This window comes from Rahnella sp. PAMC25617 (assembly GCF_050606005.1).
GTDB lineage: Bacteria > Pseudomonadota > Gammaproteobacteria > Enterobacterales > Enterobacteriaceae > Rahnella > Rahnella variigena.
This window is the reverse complement of record NZ_JBOCUM010000006.1, coordinates 328583-344652: the sequence shown is the minus strand read 5'-3', so window position 1 is coordinate 344652 and position 16070 is coordinate 328583. Positions and strand designations below refer to the sequence as shown.

Sequence of the window (16070 nt, the reverse complement as noted above, 5' to 3'; positions counted from 1 at the left end):
TAGAGTGATTTTCCGAATCATTGAACAGGAGTACCCGGCCCTCAGCCCTCCCTATGGACTGTCACCGACGTCACTATTCTTCGCACTATCACCTCATTCTTACCGGCAAATACGCCCCACTGGGCCTGATTACTGCCGCACTGAAACCGCTTTCATCTGAGATTTTTATCGTGACCGCCTCTGGCAAGTCTTCTGACCGCCTGACGTCACGCGTTTCTTTGCGTCATTTTTCTTTAACTCATTGCGGAGTCTGACATGGAATTTTTGATGGACCCTTCAATCTGGGTCGGTTTGCTGACGCTTGTTGTCCTGGAAATTGTTCTGGGTATCGACAACCTTGTTTTTATTGCCATTCTTGCGGATAAACTGCCGCCTAAGCAGCGCGATAAGGCCCGTATTATCGGCCTTTCGCTGGCGCTGATTATGCGTCTGGGCCTGCTGTCGCTGATTTCGTGGATGGTTAAACTGACCACGCCGCTGTTCAGCATTGCGCAATTCAGCTTCTCAGGGCGGGATCTGATCCTGCTGGTCGGAGGGCTGTTCCTGTTATTTAAAGCTACCACCGAGCTGCATGAGCGGCTGGAAGGGCATGACGAACAGGGAACACCGAACCGCGGCTATGCCAGTTTTTGGTCGGTTGTGGCGCAGATTGTGGTGCTCGACGCCGTCTTCTCGCTGGATGCCGTGATTACAGCAGTCGGTATGGTGAATAATCTGGCTGTGATGATGACCGCCGTGGTGATCGCCATGGGTGTGATGCTGCTGGCGTCTAAATCGCTGACGCGTTTTGTGAACAATCATCCGACCGTAGTGGTGCTGTGTCTCAGCTTCCTGCTGATGATTGGTCTGAGCCTGATAGCGGAAGGTTTTGGCTTCCATATTCCGAAGGGCTACCTGTACGCGGCGATCGGCTTCTCGATTCTGATTGAACTGTTCAACCAGATTGCACGCCGTAACTTCCTGAAAAGCCAGTCTAACCGTCCGATGCGTGAGCGTACCGCCGAGGCCATTCAGCGCCTGATGGGCGGGAAACGTCAGCATCAGAATGAAGATGAGCCAGTCGGTGATGTACTGCCTGCATCAGAAGCTTTTGCAGAAGAAGAGCGCCATATGATAACGGGCGTTCTGACGCTGGCATCGCGTACATTGCGCACTATCATGACGCCGCGCACCGAGATTTCATGGGTGGACTGCGAAAAGTCACCGGCCGAAATCCGCAGCCAGCTGCTGGATACGCCGCACAGTTTGTTCCCGATCTGTCGTCATTCTCTGGATGATGTCATCGGTGTAGTACGTGCGAAAGACCTGCTGGTGGCGCTGGAGAACGGCGAAAACATCGTGGCTTTCGCGGAGAAAACGCCGCCGATTGTGGTGCCGGAAACCATGGATGTGATCAATCTGCTGGCGGTATTACGTAAAGCCAGGGGGCGTCTGGTGGTGGTAAACAATGAGTTTGGTGTGATTCAGGGGCTGGTCACGCCGCTGGACGTGCTGGAAGCCATTGCCGGTGAGTTCCCTGACGAAGATGAAATGCCGGATGTGATCGCTGACGGTGAGTCATGGATCGCGAAAGGCGGGACAGACTTACACCTTCTTCAGCAAGTTCTCGACGTGAACAATCTGGTGAATGCGGATGATGATTTTGCTTCACTTGCCGGATTGCTGCTGTCGAAATCAGGCCAGATGCCGGTTGCCGGTGAAGTGATTGAAATGGCGTCGCTGCACTTTGAGATCCTTGAGGTGACAGACTATCGCATCGAGCGTGTCCGCATCACCCGGATTAAGTCAGAAGATCAGTGGGACGAAAGCCACTAAAGCTGGCGCAATGCCTGAAGGTAAAACGGCGACTCCGGTCGCCGTTTTTTATGCCTGAAATAGTGCGAATACTTTGGGATCAGACAGAACCCTGAACGTCCTGAGGTTCCATATTTTGGGTCGATTTCTGATAACGTTCCAGCCAGACCGGGAAAACTTCTACCGGCATCGGACGTGCAAAGTAGTATCCCTGCAAAGAGTCCACTCTGCGTTTACGCAGATAATCAACCTGTTCGCGGGTTTCTACCCCTTCAGCAATCAGCTTTAAATTCAGCCGCTGCGCCAGCGTAATAATGGTGTCCGTGACCGTCGCATTGATGGCATCGGTTCCGATGGATGCTGTAAACGCCTGGTCAATCTTCAGCACATCCGGATTCAGCGTTTTGAGATAACTCAGCGAACTGTGGCCGGTACCAAAATCATCAATAGCCAGCAAAATCCCCATGTCCTTGAGTTGAGATATTTCCGCGGCACGCAGTTCCTGAAGACGCGTGCGCTCGGTCAGTTCAAGCATCAGTGAGACAGAAGGCTGAGCCGGAAGCCACAGCTTGCGGATATCATCCACAATTTCCATATTATTAAAATGCTGCGCTGCTACGTTAATGCTGACATAAAAGCCAGGTGTCGCCGGGAAAACCGCCAGATTATCGGCAACGGTTTTAATCAGATAGCGGGTAAGCGAGATGATTAACCCGTGCTGTTCTGCCAGCGGAATAAATACATCAGGCGACACCCATTCCTGCCTGCGGTTTTTCCAGCGCATCAGCGTTTCCACACCGATACAGCGGCCGTCATCGCTGTTAATAATCGGCTGGCAATAGACCTTAAATTCGCGGTGTGAAATGCCGTGGCTGATCGGATAGGCCAGACTGATCCGGCTGCCGGAAAGCAGGTACACCGCGGTAGCCGTCAGCAAACTGATTAACACCGAAAGTGGCAAGTGTGAAGGGAGTTCATTCCAGGCCAGTTCGCTGGCTTTTTCTCCGAAGATGGAGACAGAGAAATCATATTTTTGCGATCTCTCACTCAGCAGAGGAGGGTACGGAAGATCGTCGCTGCTGATGATGTCCTTTTTGCCATACTCGAGATATTGCTTACCAACGTTCAAAACGATATGGCTGGCATAGGGCGGTTGCGGTTCGAGCAGGAAATTCGACAATATGCCAATATTATAAACAAACAGTTCGCCGTTACGGTTATCCGGTGTTGAGGGATTCCAGAGAACCAGTGTCGGGGTATCGACACGGCTCCATTTCGAAGCCCGCAGTTCAAGTTGCGTTAAGCCCTGAGAAAATGACGGCAAAATGTCGTTGAGGCTGAGATCCAGCGCACCGACCAGACTTGAACAGGTGATTTTACCGTCACTGACCAGGCTTATAGAGCGTAATGTCTGCAGCCGGGCGACTTTTTGCTGAAGTAACGATTGCAGGACGTTGCAGCCAAGCGTCTGATCCAGAGGCGTTGATTTTCCGGCAGGTGACGCCGGTTCGAGTAGTTTTTCCAGCTTCTGAACGGTGTGCAGCGCGACACGTTGCTGGTCTTCTGCAATGACCTGTGCTTGTTCGTAAATACGAATGCCAAGCGTCAGAAGCAAAGTACATATCCCCATCGCGCAGGCAAGCGCAATGCGATAGTAGCGATACTTCGCAAGTCCGGTCTGTGAGAACAGCATCGTTCTAATCCTTTTTATCCCGTGTTAATTGCAGGCTCAAATTATTTTTTTAAAGGTTTACCGATGCGTAACAGCCAGTGTGTTTTTATTGATAGTAGCTGTAAATCGTCGGATGCTCAGCCTGAGCTGGGGAAAATACACTCAATTTTAGGGTAAAAATTAAAGAAAACCAGCCTAGGTGACGTTGTCACTTATATTTTCCCCGAAGAACCCGTCCTTTATTTTTCTGTAGTAAGAGTCTTACCGATCGGGGAAATCAGGCGGAAAACAGCATGCCGTACCTGCAGGGTACAATGCAAGTGACACATCCATTATGTTTTGATAATACAACAGGTTGTCATTAACGAAGGTTTTATTGCTGCCAGCTATCGTGCGGATAATATTTCCTGCGGTAAACCGGCTGAAAATGCTTCAGCTGAAGAACCGCAGGAAATTATCAACGCGACAGTAAAATCAGTCGCACTGAACCTTAATCGCCAGACCACCACGCGACGTTTCACGGTATTTTGAATTCATATCTTTACCGGTTTCGTACATGGTTTCGATCACTTTATCCAGAGACACTCTTGGCTCGCTGGTGCGGCGCAGTGCCATCCGGGCAGCGTTAATCGCTTTCACCGAAGCAATGGCATTACGCTCAATGCACGGCACCTGAACCTGTCCGGCTACCGGATCACAAGTCAGACCGAGGTTGTGTTCCATACCAATTTCGGCAGCGACACACACCTGCTCAGGGCTGCCGCCCAGCAATTCCGTCAGACCTGCTGCCGCCATCGAACAGGCTACGCCCACTTCGCCCTGACAACCGACTTCTGCACCAGAAATCGACGCATTCATTTTATACAAAATGCCGATAGCGCCGGAGGTCAGGAAATAGCGCAGGTAAATGTCAGGGCTGACCGACTGAATAAACTGGTCATAATAGGCCAGTACCGCCGGCACAATGCCGCATGCACCGTTGGTTGGCGCAGTCACTACGCGTCCGCCTGCGGCATTTTCTTCGTTAACTGCCAGCGCAAACATATTCACCCAGTCGATCACGTTCATCGGGTCACTGGAAAGCTTATCGTTTGACACCAGCATCCGGCGCAGAGCAGACGCACGGCGCGGTACCCGCAGCGGCCCCGGCAACACGCCTTCAGTATTCAGACCGCGATCGATACACGCCTGCATGGTGTGCCAGATCTTCTCGAAATACTGGTCGATTTCCTGCTTACTGTGTTGCGCCAGCTCGTTCTTCATCACCAGCCCGGATAATGACAGGCCGGTTTCCTTACATTTCGCCAGCATTTCACTGGCCGAATTAAAGCTGTAAGGCACGGTGACTTCGTCGAGAACCGGCTGACCGAAGTGTTCGTCATCGACAATAAAACCGCCGCCGACGGAATAATACGTTTTGCTGTAAATCATTTTATCGCCAGCAAACGCATGGATTTGCATGGCGTTCTCGTGGCGTGGCAAATTCTCACCGCGGAACACCATGCCGGTATCACGCGGGAAATCTACTTCATGCTGAGTGGTGCCCAGCGGCAGACGCTCACGTTGCTCAACGTCGCGGATAAAATGGGGAATTCCGTCAATGTCGACGGTGTCTGGCTGATTACCGGCCAGGCCTAAAATAATGGCGATATCTGTGTGGTGGCCTTTGCCTGTCAGAGACAAAGAACCAAAAACGTCCACGGCGACACGCGTAACGGCAGGCATCATGCCCTTTTCCAGCAGGTCGTCAGCGAACTGTTTACCGGCTTTCATCGGGCCCAAAGTATGGGAACTGGAAGGGCCAATCCCGACCTTGAACATGTCGAAAACGCTAATCACGTCGAATACTCCTGTAATAGATTGCGGCAGGGAACGGGATCCCTGGCTTCCATAAATGAACCACAGCGAGATTTCGTCTTTATGGACGGCTCTCTTGTTCTTATGGATAGACTTATAGTTTAAAAGGGCTGAGAGGCAAAAGTTTCATTTTTCGCATGAAATAAACTTATTTGATGCAAAAGTGTGATCGCTATGTAATCAGAGCGCTCAGACTTCGACCTGTCCGGCGAGCTGGCGGATGATAGCGGCGGTGAGACCCCAGACAAATTGCTGCTGATACCAGGACAAATAAACGCGGTGATGAATGCCCCGGCGATGAATATCAAGCGGGTGATAACGAGCCAGATCAAAAGCTTCACGCAGCGGCATTTCAAATAACTCGGCGACTTCGTCTTCAGCCGGATGCAGCGGCACATCGACGGGTAACAGCCCTACTACCGGTGTGACCCGGAAACCGCTGCTGCTATCCTGCGGCGAAAGTGTGCCTAATACATAAACCTGTTCAGGCGGAATGGCGACTTCTTCCTGCGCTTCACGCAAGGCAGTGGCGATAATCGACGCATCAGAAGCATCCGCCGCGCCGCCGGGAAAGGCGACTTGTCCCGCGTGTTTGCGCAGCTGATCTGATCGGCGTGTCAGTAACAGCGTAGGTTCGGGGCGGCAAATGATCGGGATCAGCACCGCAGCGTGACGGGTTCCGCGCAGCGCCGGTGCGGGCTGGTGAGGTTGCTGCAACTGAAAGCGCAATATGAAATCTTCAACAGCGGGGGAAAGTGTCTGAATTGGCGCATGTTGTTCCAGCAAAGTCACGATGATGTTTCTCCTAACTGAGGCAGAATTCGGGCAATCTTATCAAAAGTTTCCTGATATTCTGCCTGTTCCTGACTGTCCGCCACAATCCCGCCGCCTGCCCAGCAATGAATTTTTCCCTGCGACGTGAGTAACGTGCGGATGGTGATGTTGCTGTCCATGGTGCCGCAAAAGCTGATATACGCGATGCTGCCGCAATAGCCGTTGCGGCGATGTGGCTCGAGTTCTTCGATGATTTCCATAGCCCGCACTTTCGGTGCGCCGGTAATGGAACCGCCGGGGAAACAGGCGCGTAACAAGGCCGCAGGATGGCACTCTTGCGGTAACTGCGCAGTGATGGTGCTGACCAGATGATGCACCGCCGGAAACGGCTCAACCACAAACAGTTCGGGCACGCGCACGCTGCCGGGCACGGCGACGCGCCCGATATCATTACGCAGTAAATCGACAATCATCAGGTTCTCGGCACGATCTTTCTCCGATCCTGCCAGCCTTTCTGCCTGTCGCGCATCTTCTGTCGGATCTTCGCGACGTGGCAGGGTGCCTTTAATCGGCCGCGTCTGGATCTGGTTTTCTTTAAGCCAGATAAAACGCTCCGGCGACAGACTGAGAACGGTGTTTTGCGGCAGACGCAGAAATGCTGAGAAGGGCGCACGGTTGGCCTGATTCAGACGCAGAAAAGCCTGCCATTCATCGCCGTCGTACTGCGTGGAAAAACGTTGCGCCAGATTGATCTGATAACAATCGCCGTCGCGGATATATTCCTGAATCTGCCTGAACTTTTGCCCGTATTCTTCGCGGCTCATATTCGCCTGCCACGGCGCATTCAGCCGGAAAGGCGCTGACGCAGAGCGGATTTGCTGATGCTCATCAAGCCAGCGCAAACGTGCAGAAATATCGCCATGACAAATCAATGTTAAACGCTGCAAATGATGATCGGCGATCAGCGCCCAGTCATAAATCCCGACAGCCATATCGGGCAACTCAATATCGCGTATCGCGATTTGTGGCAGATCCTCAACGCGACGGCCTAAATCATAGCCGAACAGCCCGAGAGCGCCGCCGAGAAACGGAAAGTCAGGCAAGCTTTCTGCGTGTAATCCGCAAGCAGTCAGTTGCTCTTCAAGCAAGGCGAAGGGATCGTCCTGCCGGCATTGTTCCACGCCATTTTTTTCAATCTGCGTCAGCCCGCCACGGGTGGTCAATGTTATCAGCGGATCCGCCACCAGAATATCGAAACGGTTATGCTGATGCTGTGCTGCACCTGAGTGTAAAAGCATCGCCCAGGGCAGGGCGGAAAGCGGTGTGAAGCGCTCTGTCAGTGCATCTGGATGATAAGGTAAGGAGTGAAAAACAACGGACTGGGTGGCTTGCATGGCAGGTATAAGCTTCTCTGGCGCGATGACGTATTTTAGGCCGATCCTAACACAGAACTGAGGGGCTGAAAGCAGCGCAGGCGATTTGCCTTATTTAGGCGTATACTGTGCAACCCCGCCTTGCGCGGGCTTTATTTATCACCAGTACAACAGGACACTCCCATGCTGACAGGTATGCCTTCATTATCACATCATGAACAAGAACAGGCCGCCGATCGTATCCGCCAGTTAATGGAAAACGGCATGAGCAGCGGCGAAGCCATTGCGACCGTTGCAGAAGAAATCCGCGAAACGCATAAAGGCGACCGCGTAACCGTCATTTTTGATGACGAAGACGAATAAAACTGACTGACGGTTTGCGTCACTGCTTACGTCATGACAAAGAAAAACCGGACCCTTTTCAGGCGTCCGGTTTTTTTTCGTCTCAGCATTCTGAATCGTCTAGCCTTTAACAACCACAGCAGCGGCCGCTTTTTTCGCCTGTTCCACGGCGTCTTCAACATTGTCTGCAATCGCCAGCGCCACACCCAGACGACGTTTGCCACTGATTTCCGGCTTGCCGAACAGACGAACCTGATTGTAGCCCGTCAGCGCATTTTCCAGACCGCTGAACGTGACGTTATTGCTGGTCAGTTCCGGCAGAATCACGGCAGATGCAGAAGGGCCGAACTGGCGGATTTTACCTACAGGAAGGCCGAGGAACGCGCGTACATGCAGAGCAAACTCGGACAGATCCTGAGAAATCAGCGTCACCATACCGGTGTCGTGCGGGCGAGGGGAGACTTCGCTGAAAATCACTTCGTCGCCGCACACGAACAGCTCAACGCCGAACAGGCCTTTGCCGCCCAGCGCTTTCACCACTTTCTCCGCGATGTCTTTTGCACGCTGCAATGCCAGCTCAGTCATCTGCTGTGGCTGCCAGGATTCGCGGTAATCGCCGTCTTCCTGACGGTGTCCGATTGGCGCGCAGAAATGAATGCCATCAACAGCGCTGATGGTCAGCAAGGTGATTTCGAAATCAAACTTCACCAGTCCTTCAACAATCACGCGTCCGCCGCCTGCACGGCCGCCTTGCTGCGCGTAATCCCATGCGGTCTGCAACTGATCGGCGCTGCGGATCAGGCTCTGGCCTTTACCGGATGAGCTCATGACCGGCTTGATAATGCATGGATAACCGATGGCGTCGACGGCCTGACGGAAAGCCGCTTCATCATCAGCGAACTGATACGTCGATGTCGGTAATTTCAGGGTTTCAGCGGCCAGACGGCGAATGCCTTCGCGGTTCATGGTCAGGCGGGTCGCTTCAGCACAAGGCACCACGTTGTGGCCCTGTTTTTCCAGCTCAACCAGCATGCTGGTTGCGATGGCTTCGATTTCAGGCACGATAAAATCAGGGCGTTCACTTTCGATAACTGCTTTCAACGCGTCGCCGTCGAGCATATTAATCACATGACTGCGATGAGCGACCTGCATCGCCGGTGCATCGGCGTAGCGGTCAATGGCGATCACTTCCAGGCCAAGACGCTGACATTCGATGGCCACTTCTTTACCCAGCTCGCCAGAGCCTAATAACATGACGCGGGTGGCGCCGGTGCGCAGTGCAGTACCAATGGTTAACATAGCTTCGTACCCAGATCTGTGGTGAGTGAAAACAGGAATTTCGGCGCGCAGTATATCTGAAATAAATGGCGACGAAAACGATTGCGCGGCACGTCAGGTAAAATTCTCTGTGCAACAAAACCGTGTTTTACAGGTTTTTTTTAGCCTGTTTTCTGCTGTTTAAGGCAGCCGGTGAGCGTCTCTGTTATCATTTAGCCAAACCATGGCGTCAGGCTTCCTGCCGCTGCCCCGATTTTTGCCTCACATAAAGAGTTATCGCCTTGAGCACGCATTCCTTTTCTGCCCTGACATTGCCCGCTGAGCAACTTTCCAACCTGAATGAACTGGGTTACACCGAAATGACCCCGATTCAGGAAGCCTCTTTGCCTGCCATTCTGCAAGGTCAGGACGTTCGCGCTAAAGCCAAAACCGGCAGCGGTAAAACGGCCGCCTTTGGTATTGGTTTGCTGAACAGCATTACCGTTTCACAGTTTGTTGCTCAGGCGCTGGTGCTGTGTCCGACTCGCGAACTGGCCGATCAGGTCAGTAAAGAGTTACGCCGTCTGGCGCGATTTACCCAGAACATCAAAATTCTGACCCTGTGTGGCGGCCAGGCGATCGGGCCCCAGCTCGAATCACTGGTCCATCCGCCGCACATTGTGGTGGGTACGCCGGGCCGTATTCAGGAACATCTGCGTAAAGGCACGCTCAAGCTCGACGAGCTGAAAGTGCTGGTGCTGGATGAAGCTGACCGCATGCTGGACATGGGCTTTAGTGAAGATATCGAAGATGTCGTCAGCTATACGCCGCAGGATCGCCAGACGTTGCTGTTCTCCGCGACCTATCCGGACGGCATTGAGCGCATCAGCTCCAAATTCCAGCGTCAGCCGCTGAAAGTAGAAATCGAAGGTGAAGATGACATTGCCGATATTCAGCAAATCTTCATTGAAGCCGGTAAGCAACAGCGCTTATCCCTGCTGGCTGCGGTGCTGTATCAGTATCAGCCAGCGTCCTGCGTGGTGTTCTGTAATACCAAGCGTGACTGTCAGGATGTTTGTGATGACCTGAAAGCGAAAGGCATCAGTGCGCTGGCGCTGAATGGCGATCTCGAACAGCGTGATCGCGATCGCGTGCTGGTGCGTTTCTCCAACGGCAGTTGCCGTGTGCTGGTGGCGACAGACGTGGCCGCGCGCGGGCTGGACATTAAACAGTTGGGACTGGTGATCAACTACGAGCTGTCTTTCGATCCGGAAGTTCACGTTCACCGCGTGGGTCGTACCGGCCGTGCAGGAACGAGCGGTCTGGCCGTCAGCCTGGTGACGCCGCAGGAAATGCCGCGTGTGACCGCGCTGGAAGATTATACCCGTCAGCGTTTCACCTGGCAGCCTGCGGCTCAGGCACTGGCCGCAACGCCGGTGGCGCTGGATCCTGAAATGGCGACATTGTGTATTGATGGCGGCCGCAAAGCCAAAATCCGTCCCGGTGATATTCTCGGTGCGCTGACCGGCGATGCTGGGCTGACCGCTGCTGAAGTTGGTAAAATCGATATGTTCCCGGTTCACGCTTATGTGGCGATCCGCCAGAAAAGCGCGAAGAAAGCATTGCAGCGTTTGCAGGAAGGGAAAATCAAAGGCAAAAACTGTAAGGCCATCATTTTACGATAAAGGCTTTGCGCAGATAATTTTACGTTAACGGCTTATCTTTGAATTGAACGTCATATTGTTAATGTTGTGTTATTGCCTTGTTGAGGATTATATTATCTAACGCAAGCGATGACCTTGTAATTGGTAGGGCTATTATTTTTAAGGTCCACGGCTCCGGCAAGGTCAACTGGATGAACGACAAAGACTGGGAAGACGAACGATGAAAAAGGTAATCTTGGGCGCTGTGATGGCCGCTGCAGTAATGAGCAGCCTGAGCCAGGTCGCACAGGCTGATGAACCCGAAGTGAGAACGGCAACGGTGACACCGTGCGCCACGGCCACCAAAGATGACGTGGCCGCGCTGGTAAAACGTGATTTCCTGCAAAATCGTATTCCGCGCTGGGATGCGGATAAAAAAGTGCTCGGCACTTCCACGCCGGTCGCGTGGGTGGTGACCGACAGCATCAGCGGCAGTAATGCGAAATGGGATATCCCGCTGAAAGTGCGTGGTGATCACACCGATAAAACTTATCAGGTGACCCTTAACTGTCAGATTGGCGAAATCAGCTACAGCGCGCCGTTATAAGCACCGACTGCGTCCGTTAATTCCTTAGCGGACGCATTATTTCCCCGCATTGACGTCTCTTGGTTTCCCTGTCTAAACCTGTCACTCTTGTCACACCGCAAAGAGGACAAAGAGATCCCGAGATGATGACACCTCCAAAGGCTAAAAAACGCCCGCAAACCCTGAGTATTCACGGTGATGACCGTGTCGATAATTATTACTGGCTGCGTGACGATGACCGCGCCGATCCTCAGGTTCTGGCCTATCTCACGGCTGAAAATGAATTTACAGAACAGGCCATGCAGCCACAGCAGGCATTGCGTGAAACGCTGTACGGCGAAATGGTGGCGCGCATTGCGCAGCAGGATCATTCCGTTCCTTACGTGAAACACGGTTATCGTTATCAGACCCGTTATGAGCCGGGCAACGAATACGCCATCTATCTGCGCCAGCCTGCCGCCGGACAAGAAAACTGGAGCACGCTGATTGATGGCAATGAGCGCGCCAAAGACAGTGAGTTTTACACGCTGGGCGGTCTGGATATCAGCCCGGATAACAAACTCATGGCCGTGGCGGAAGACTTTCTTTCCCGCCGTCAGTACGATATCCGCATCAAAAAACTCGATGACGAAACCTGGACGGACGATCTGTTAAAAAACACCTCCGGCAGCAGCGAATGGGCTAACGATTCTCAGACGTTGTATTACGTGCGCAAACACAAGAAAACGTTGCTGCCGTATCAGGTTTATCGCCACGTGGTCGGCACGGATCCGAAAACCGACAAGCTGGTGTACGAAGAAAAAGACGACACGTTTTACGTCGGACTGGATAAAACCACGTCTGAAAAATACATTTTGATCCATCTCGACAGCACCACGACTTCCGAGATCCTGCTGCTGGATGCCGATGATCCGCAGGCCAAACCGCAGGTATTTCTTTCACGTCGTAAAGATCATGAATACGCCCTCGATCATTATCTTGGGCATTTCTACATCCGTTCCAATAAAGACGGCAAAAACTTCGGACTTTATAAGAGTGAAGATGGTGTGGAAGCCAACTGGCAGACGCTTATTGCACCGCGCATCGAAGTGATGCTGGAAGGCTTCAGTCTGTTCCGTGACTGGCTGGTGGTGGAAGAACGTCACCAGGGGCTCACGCAGTTGCGCCAGATCCACTGGAAATCCGGTGAGGAAAAATCACTGGCGTTCGACGATCCGACGTATACCACCTGGCTGGCATACAATCCGGAACCGGATACGTCGTTACTGCGTTATGGCTATTCCTCGATGACCATGCCGAGCTCGTTGTTTGAACTGGATCTTGATACGCATGAACGTACCTTGCTTAAACAGCAGGAAGTGAAAGATTTCGATGCAGACAATTATCGCAGCGAACGTGTCTGGGTTACGGCGCGCGATGGTGTGAAAGTGCCGGTGTCGCTGGTTTATCGACGTGAGTTGTTCAAGCTGAATGAAAATCCGCTGCTGGTGTACGGCTACGGTTCTTATGGCAGCAGCATGGATCCGGCGTTCAGCGGCAGTCGCCTGAGCTTGCTGGATCGCGGTTTTGTTTTTGCACTGGCGCATATCCGCGGCGGGGCAGAACTGGGTCAGCAATGGTACGACGACGGTAAGCTGTTCAATAAACTCAACACTTTCCATGATTTCATCGATGTGACCAAAGAGCTGGTGGCTGAAGGCTACGGCGATGCCGGACAGGTGTATGCGATGGGAGGGAGTGCGGGCGGCTTACTGATGGGCGCAATCATTAATCAGGCGCCGGAGTTGTATCACGGCATCGTGGCGCAGGTTCCGTTCGTTGATGTCGTGACAACTATGCTCGATGAGTCGATTCCGCTGACGACCGGTGAATACGACGAGTGGGGCAATCCGAACGACAAAGCCAGTTATGACTATATGCTGCAATACAGCCCGTACGATCAGGTCCGCGCACAGGCCTATCCGCATATGCTGGTCACCACCGGTTTACATGATTCGCAGGTGCAATACTGGGAGCCGGCAAAATGGGTGGCGAAATTACGCGAGCTTAAAACCGATGATAACCAGTTGCTGATGCACACCGATATGGATTCCGGGCACGGTGGTAAATCCGGCCGCTTTAAAGCCTATGAAGATATCGCGCTGGAATACGCTTTTGTACTGGCGCTGGCGACGAAAAACTGAGTATCAGGCTTTTCCCCTAAATAATTCGAATGGCAGGCAGGCGGCAACTGAGCGAATCCCGATGAGCTGACATGGGTCAGTGATTCGGGTGAGTAAACGCAGCCAACGCACCTGCAATTTGAAGTATGACGGGGACATAAAAAAACCCGCTCTCGGCGGGTTTGATCTACGAAGTACATTGTTAAGCAGAAGCTTTCTTGGCTTTTTTATCAGCCTTTTTTTCGGCCGGTGTTTTCAATGGCTTTTTCTTCGCATTCTTTTTGCTATCCATTCCTTTACTCATAATTGCCTCTCTTAAAGCGGGTGGATTGGGTTGCTCACCTATTTACTGCTTAATTCAGGTCAGTTGCAAGCACCTTCGCGTTTCCCACAATACTTTACAGAGGAGTGACATTTCATCAGCTGGCATGTGAGGCAATCAAATTGCGCGATAAGTATGCGAACGGCATGCAAAACAACGGTTTTTGGAGATAACCACTTGTTGTAAGTGGGCCAATGCGCTGTTATTAAGATGTAAGCACATTTATCAATACACTGGCCGAATAGAACAGGAAATGTCATGCCAAAATTAAAAGGGTTGTATCCACCGCTGGAAGCTTATGCCAGTGGCATGCTTGATACGGGCGATGGTCACCAGATTTACTGGGAGCGCAGCGGAAACCCGGCGGGCAAACCGGCAGTATTTCTTCATGGCGGGCCTGGCGGCGGCTGTTCATCGGTTCACCGTCAGTTGTTCGATCCTAAAGATTATGACGTCATGCTGTTTGACCAGCGTGGCTGCGGACGCTCTAAACCTCACGCCAGTCTCGACAATAATACAACCTGGCATCTGGTCGATGATATTGAACGTTTGCGCAAAATGGCCGGTANNTGCGCAAACAGGAACTGACCTGGTATTACCAGGACGGCGCCTCCCGTTTCTTCCCTGAGAAATGGCAGCGTATTTTGTCGATCCTGTCGGAAGAAGAACGCAAAGACGTGATTGCTTCCTATCGCGCCCGTCTGACCTCCGATGATCGCGCTGTTCAGCTTGAAGCGGCTAAGATCTGGAGTTTGTGGGAAGGGGAGACCGTGACGTTGATGCCTGCGGAAGGAGCGGCATCATTTGGCGAAGATAATTTCGCGCTGGCTTTTGCCCGCATTGAGAATCACTACTTCACGTATATGGGCTTTTTAGAAACTGATGACCAGTTGCTGAAACATGTGGAACGCATCCGCCATATTCCGGCAGTCATTGTTCACGGCCGCTACGATATGGCCTGTCAGGTGCAAAACGCCTGGGATCTGGCGCAGGCCTGGCCGGAAGCAGAATTGCACATTATCGAAGGTGCAGGGCATTCTTTTGATGAGCCGGGCATTCTCGATCAGTTAATCCGCACCAACCAGCGTTTCGCCGCCCGGCGCTAACGTTTCCAGCTTTCCCGCTTACTTTTGCTTAGGCTCGTAAGGTAAGCGGGAGAACTTATGTGATTCCCCGCGATAAAATATCACCCGTTCACGAAAATAAGTGCGCAAATGCGCAGGCTGCTCGCGTTCTGCTATCTCCGCGACAACCGGCATGTTGTAGCGTTCTTTGAAAGCCACCGCTGAGGCGGCAAGATCGACGTTGATGCGATCCATTTCGTCTTTGCTGATTTCAGCCAGATTGATACTCATTGCTGCTTCCTGGTGATCCGTTTTGCCTCATTGTACCCGAGGCAGACGCCATCGTGAATGTTGTGATTTTACTTTTACACTATCCCTAAGAAGAGAATTGGCAGATTAATATTAAGAGTAAATAAGAACTATTCACAAAGCCGAAGTGATAATTAACCTCAATAAGAACTCGCTAATTAATACCCTGAATAAGAATGATTCTTTTTAATATCCATCCATGTGTTAATGATTATCATTGTTGTATATTTATTGAATTAAAATACTTTTATAAATCATGATCTTAAGTATATTTGTTATTTCGGTGAATATTAATGTGAATCGGGTGTTTTTATTTTGTGTCGATGCGGGCATAATGCGGGTAAATAATTCAGCCCACCTGCCGTAATTTAAATCCGGAGCCGTACCATGCTTAAAAAAGAAATGATTGATCAGCTTAACGAACAGCTGAACCTCGAGTTTTATTCTGCCAATTTATATTTGCAGATGAGTGCATGGTGCAGCGATAAAGGCTACGAAGGTGCTGCCGCATTCCTGAAACAGCATTCAATGGAAGAAATGGATCACATGCATCGTCTGTTCAAATACGTCAGCGATACAGGTGCTCTGCCACTGCTCGGCGCCATTGCTGCTCCGCCGGTGTCTTTCGAATCGCTGACCGATTTGTTCAAGCAGACTTACGAACACGAACAACTGATCACTCAGAAAATCAACGAACTGGCAGATTTGTCCATGACGCTGAAAGATTATTCTTCCTTCAACTTCCTGCAATGGTACGTTGCAGAGCAGCATGAAGAAGAAACGTTGTTCAAATCTGTTCTGGATAAACTGGCGCTGGTAAGCAATACCGGCAACGGTTTGTTCTTCGTGGATAAAGATCTCAAAAATATGGTGGCCCAAGCTCCGGCTGGTTAATTTTCAGTTGTGTGAGCTTGC

The 16070-nt window shown here is 51.7% G+C and carries 12 protein-coding genes and 1 pseudogene; 7 read left to right on the top strand and 6 right to left on the bottom strand.

Features of this window, described 5'->3' with window-relative positions; genetic code table 11:
- The first annotated feature begins 255 nt into the window (after positions 1-255).
- The gene (locus ACM615_RS07540) at positions 256-1815 is read left to right on the top strand and encodes a TerC family protein (protein WP_120160685.1); all 1560 of its coding nucleotides are present in this window, start codon (positions 256-258) and stop codon (positions 1813-1815) included.
- Positions 1816-1894: 79 nt separating this feature from the next.
- Here the strand turns inward: ACM615_RS07540 and ACM615_RS07535 are convergent, their stop codons facing one another.
- From ACM615_RS07535 to pabB, 4 genes are all read right to left on the bottom strand, one after another.
- Entirely contained in the window at positions 1895-3487 is a 1593-nt protein-coding gene (locus ACM615_RS07535; RefSeq protein ID WP_132963798.1) for an EAL domain-containing protein, read from the bottom strand.
- A 453-nt stretch (positions 3488-3940) separates the two neighbouring features.
- The gene (locus tag ACM615_RS07530; RefSeq protein ID WP_120160689.1) at positions 3941-5305 is read right to left on the bottom strand and encodes an L-serine ammonia-lyase; all 1365 of its coding nucleotides are present in this window, start codon (positions 5303-5305) and stop codon (positions 3941-3943) included.
- A 207-nt stretch (positions 5306-5512) separates the two neighbouring features.
- Positions 5513-6115, bottom strand: coding sequence for a CoA pyrophosphatase (locus ACM615_RS07525; RefSeq protein ID WP_431011728.1), 603 nt, complete (start codon positions 6113-6115; stop codon positions 5513-5515).
- On the bottom strand, positions 6112-7491 hold the full coding sequence (gene pabB, locus ACM615_RS07520) for an aminodeoxychorismate synthase component 1 (RefSeq protein WP_431011727.1): 1380 nt from the start codon (positions 7489-7491) through the stop codon (positions 6112-6114). The genes ACM615_RS07525 and pabB overlap by 4 nt, the downstream gene beginning before the upstream one ends.
- A 162-nt stretch (positions 7492-7653) precedes the next feature.
- Between pabB and ACM615_RS07515 the strand changes: the two genes are divergently transcribed.
- Positions 7654-7833, top strand: coding sequence for a YoaH family protein (locus ACM615_RS07515; protein ID WP_112291045.1), 180 nt, complete (start codon positions 7654-7656; stop codon positions 7831-7833).
- Between the two features lie 99 nt (positions 7834-7932).
- On the opposite strand, the gene purT is transcribed toward ACM615_RS07515, so the two are convergent.
- Positions 7933-9111: a formate-dependent phosphoribosylglycinamide formyltransferase gene (gene purT / locus ACM615_RS07510; RefSeq protein WP_133822620.1), complete on the bottom strand. Its 1179-nt coding sequence runs from the start codon at positions 9109-9111 to the stop codon at positions 7933-7935.
- Positions 9112-9371: 260 nt separating this feature from the next.
- Here purT and dbpA point away from each other — a divergent pair, with 260 nt between their 5' ends.
- The 4 genes and pseudogenes from dbpA (at position 9372) to ACM615_RS07490 (ending at position 14888) form a co-directional block, all read left to right on the top strand.
- Positions 9372-10754 (top strand): ATP-dependent RNA helicase DbpA, encoded by a 1383-nt coding sequence (dbpA, locus tag ACM615_RS07505; RefSeq protein ID WP_431011726.1) that lies wholly within the window; start codon positions 9372-9374, stop codon positions 10752-10754.
- A gap of 199 nt (positions 10755-10953) precedes the next feature.
- Entirely contained in the window at positions 10954-11319 is a 366-nt protein-coding gene (gene yebF, locus ACM615_RS07500; protein ID WP_431011725.1) for a protein YebF, read from the top strand.
- A 122-nt stretch (positions 11320-11441) separates the two neighbouring features.
- Complete coding sequence (locus tag ACM615_RS07495) at positions 11442-13481, top strand: S9 family peptidase (protein WP_431011724.1); 2040 nt, start codon at positions 11442-11444, stop codon at positions 13479-13481.
- Positions 13482-14040: 559 nt separating this feature from the next.
- Positions 14041-14888, top strand: a pseudogene (locus ACM615_RS07490) (alpha/beta fold hydrolase).
- Between the two features lie 18 nt (positions 14889-14906).
- On the opposite strand, the gene ACM615_RS07485 reads toward ACM615_RS07490, so the two are convergent.
- On the bottom strand, positions 14907-15137 hold the full coding sequence (locus ACM615_RS07485) for a DNA polymerase III subunit theta (protein WP_431011723.1): 231 nt from the start codon (positions 15135-15137) through the stop codon (positions 14907-14909).
- 405 nt (positions 15138-15542) lie between these two features.
- On the opposite strand from ACM615_RS07485, the gene ftnA reads away from it, so the two are divergent.
- Positions 15543-16049, top strand: coding sequence for a non-heme ferritin (gene ftnA, locus ACM615_RS07480; protein WP_095921401.1), 507 nt, complete (start codon positions 15543-15545; stop codon positions 16047-16049).
- The last annotated feature ends 21 nt before the right edge of the window (positions 16050-16070 follow it).

Excerpts from the sequence above, each read along its gene's own strand:
- ACM615_RS07515 (WP_112291045.1), top strand. The coding sequence starts at position 7,654 with ATGCTGACAGGTATGCCTTCATTATCACATCATGAACAAGAACAGGCC.
- ACM615_RS07485 (WP_431011723.1), bottom strand. The coding sequence starts at position 15,137 with ATGAGTATCAATCTGGCTGAAATCAGCAAAGACGAAATGGATCGCATC.
- pabB (WP_431011727.1), bottom strand. The coding sequence starts at position 7,491 with ATGCAAGCCACCCAGTCCGTTGTTTTTCACTCCTTACCTTATCATCCA.
- yebF (WP_431011725.1), top strand. The coding sequence starts at position 10,954 with ATGAAAAAGGTAATCTTGGGCGCTGTGATGGCCGCTGCAGTAATGAGC.
- ACM615_RS07540 (WP_120160685.1), top strand. The coding sequence starts at position 256 with ATGGAATTTTTGATGGACCCTTCAATCTGGGTCGGTTTGCTGACGCTT.
- ACM615_RS07535 (WP_132963798.1), bottom strand. The coding sequence starts at position 3,487 with ATGCTGTTCTCACAGACCGGACTTGCGAAGTATCGCTACTATCGCATT.
- purT (WP_133822620.1), bottom strand. The coding sequence starts at position 9,111 with ATGTTAACCATTGGTACTGCACTGCGCACCGGCGCCACCCGCGTCATG.
- ACM615_RS07495 (WP_431011724.1), top strand. The coding sequence starts at position 11,442 with ATGATGACACCTCCAAAGGCTAAAAAACGCCCGCAAACCCTGAGTATT.
- ftnA (WP_095921401.1), top strand. The coding sequence starts at position 15,543 with ATGCTTAAAAAAGAAATGATTGATCAGCTTAACGAACAGCTGAACCTC.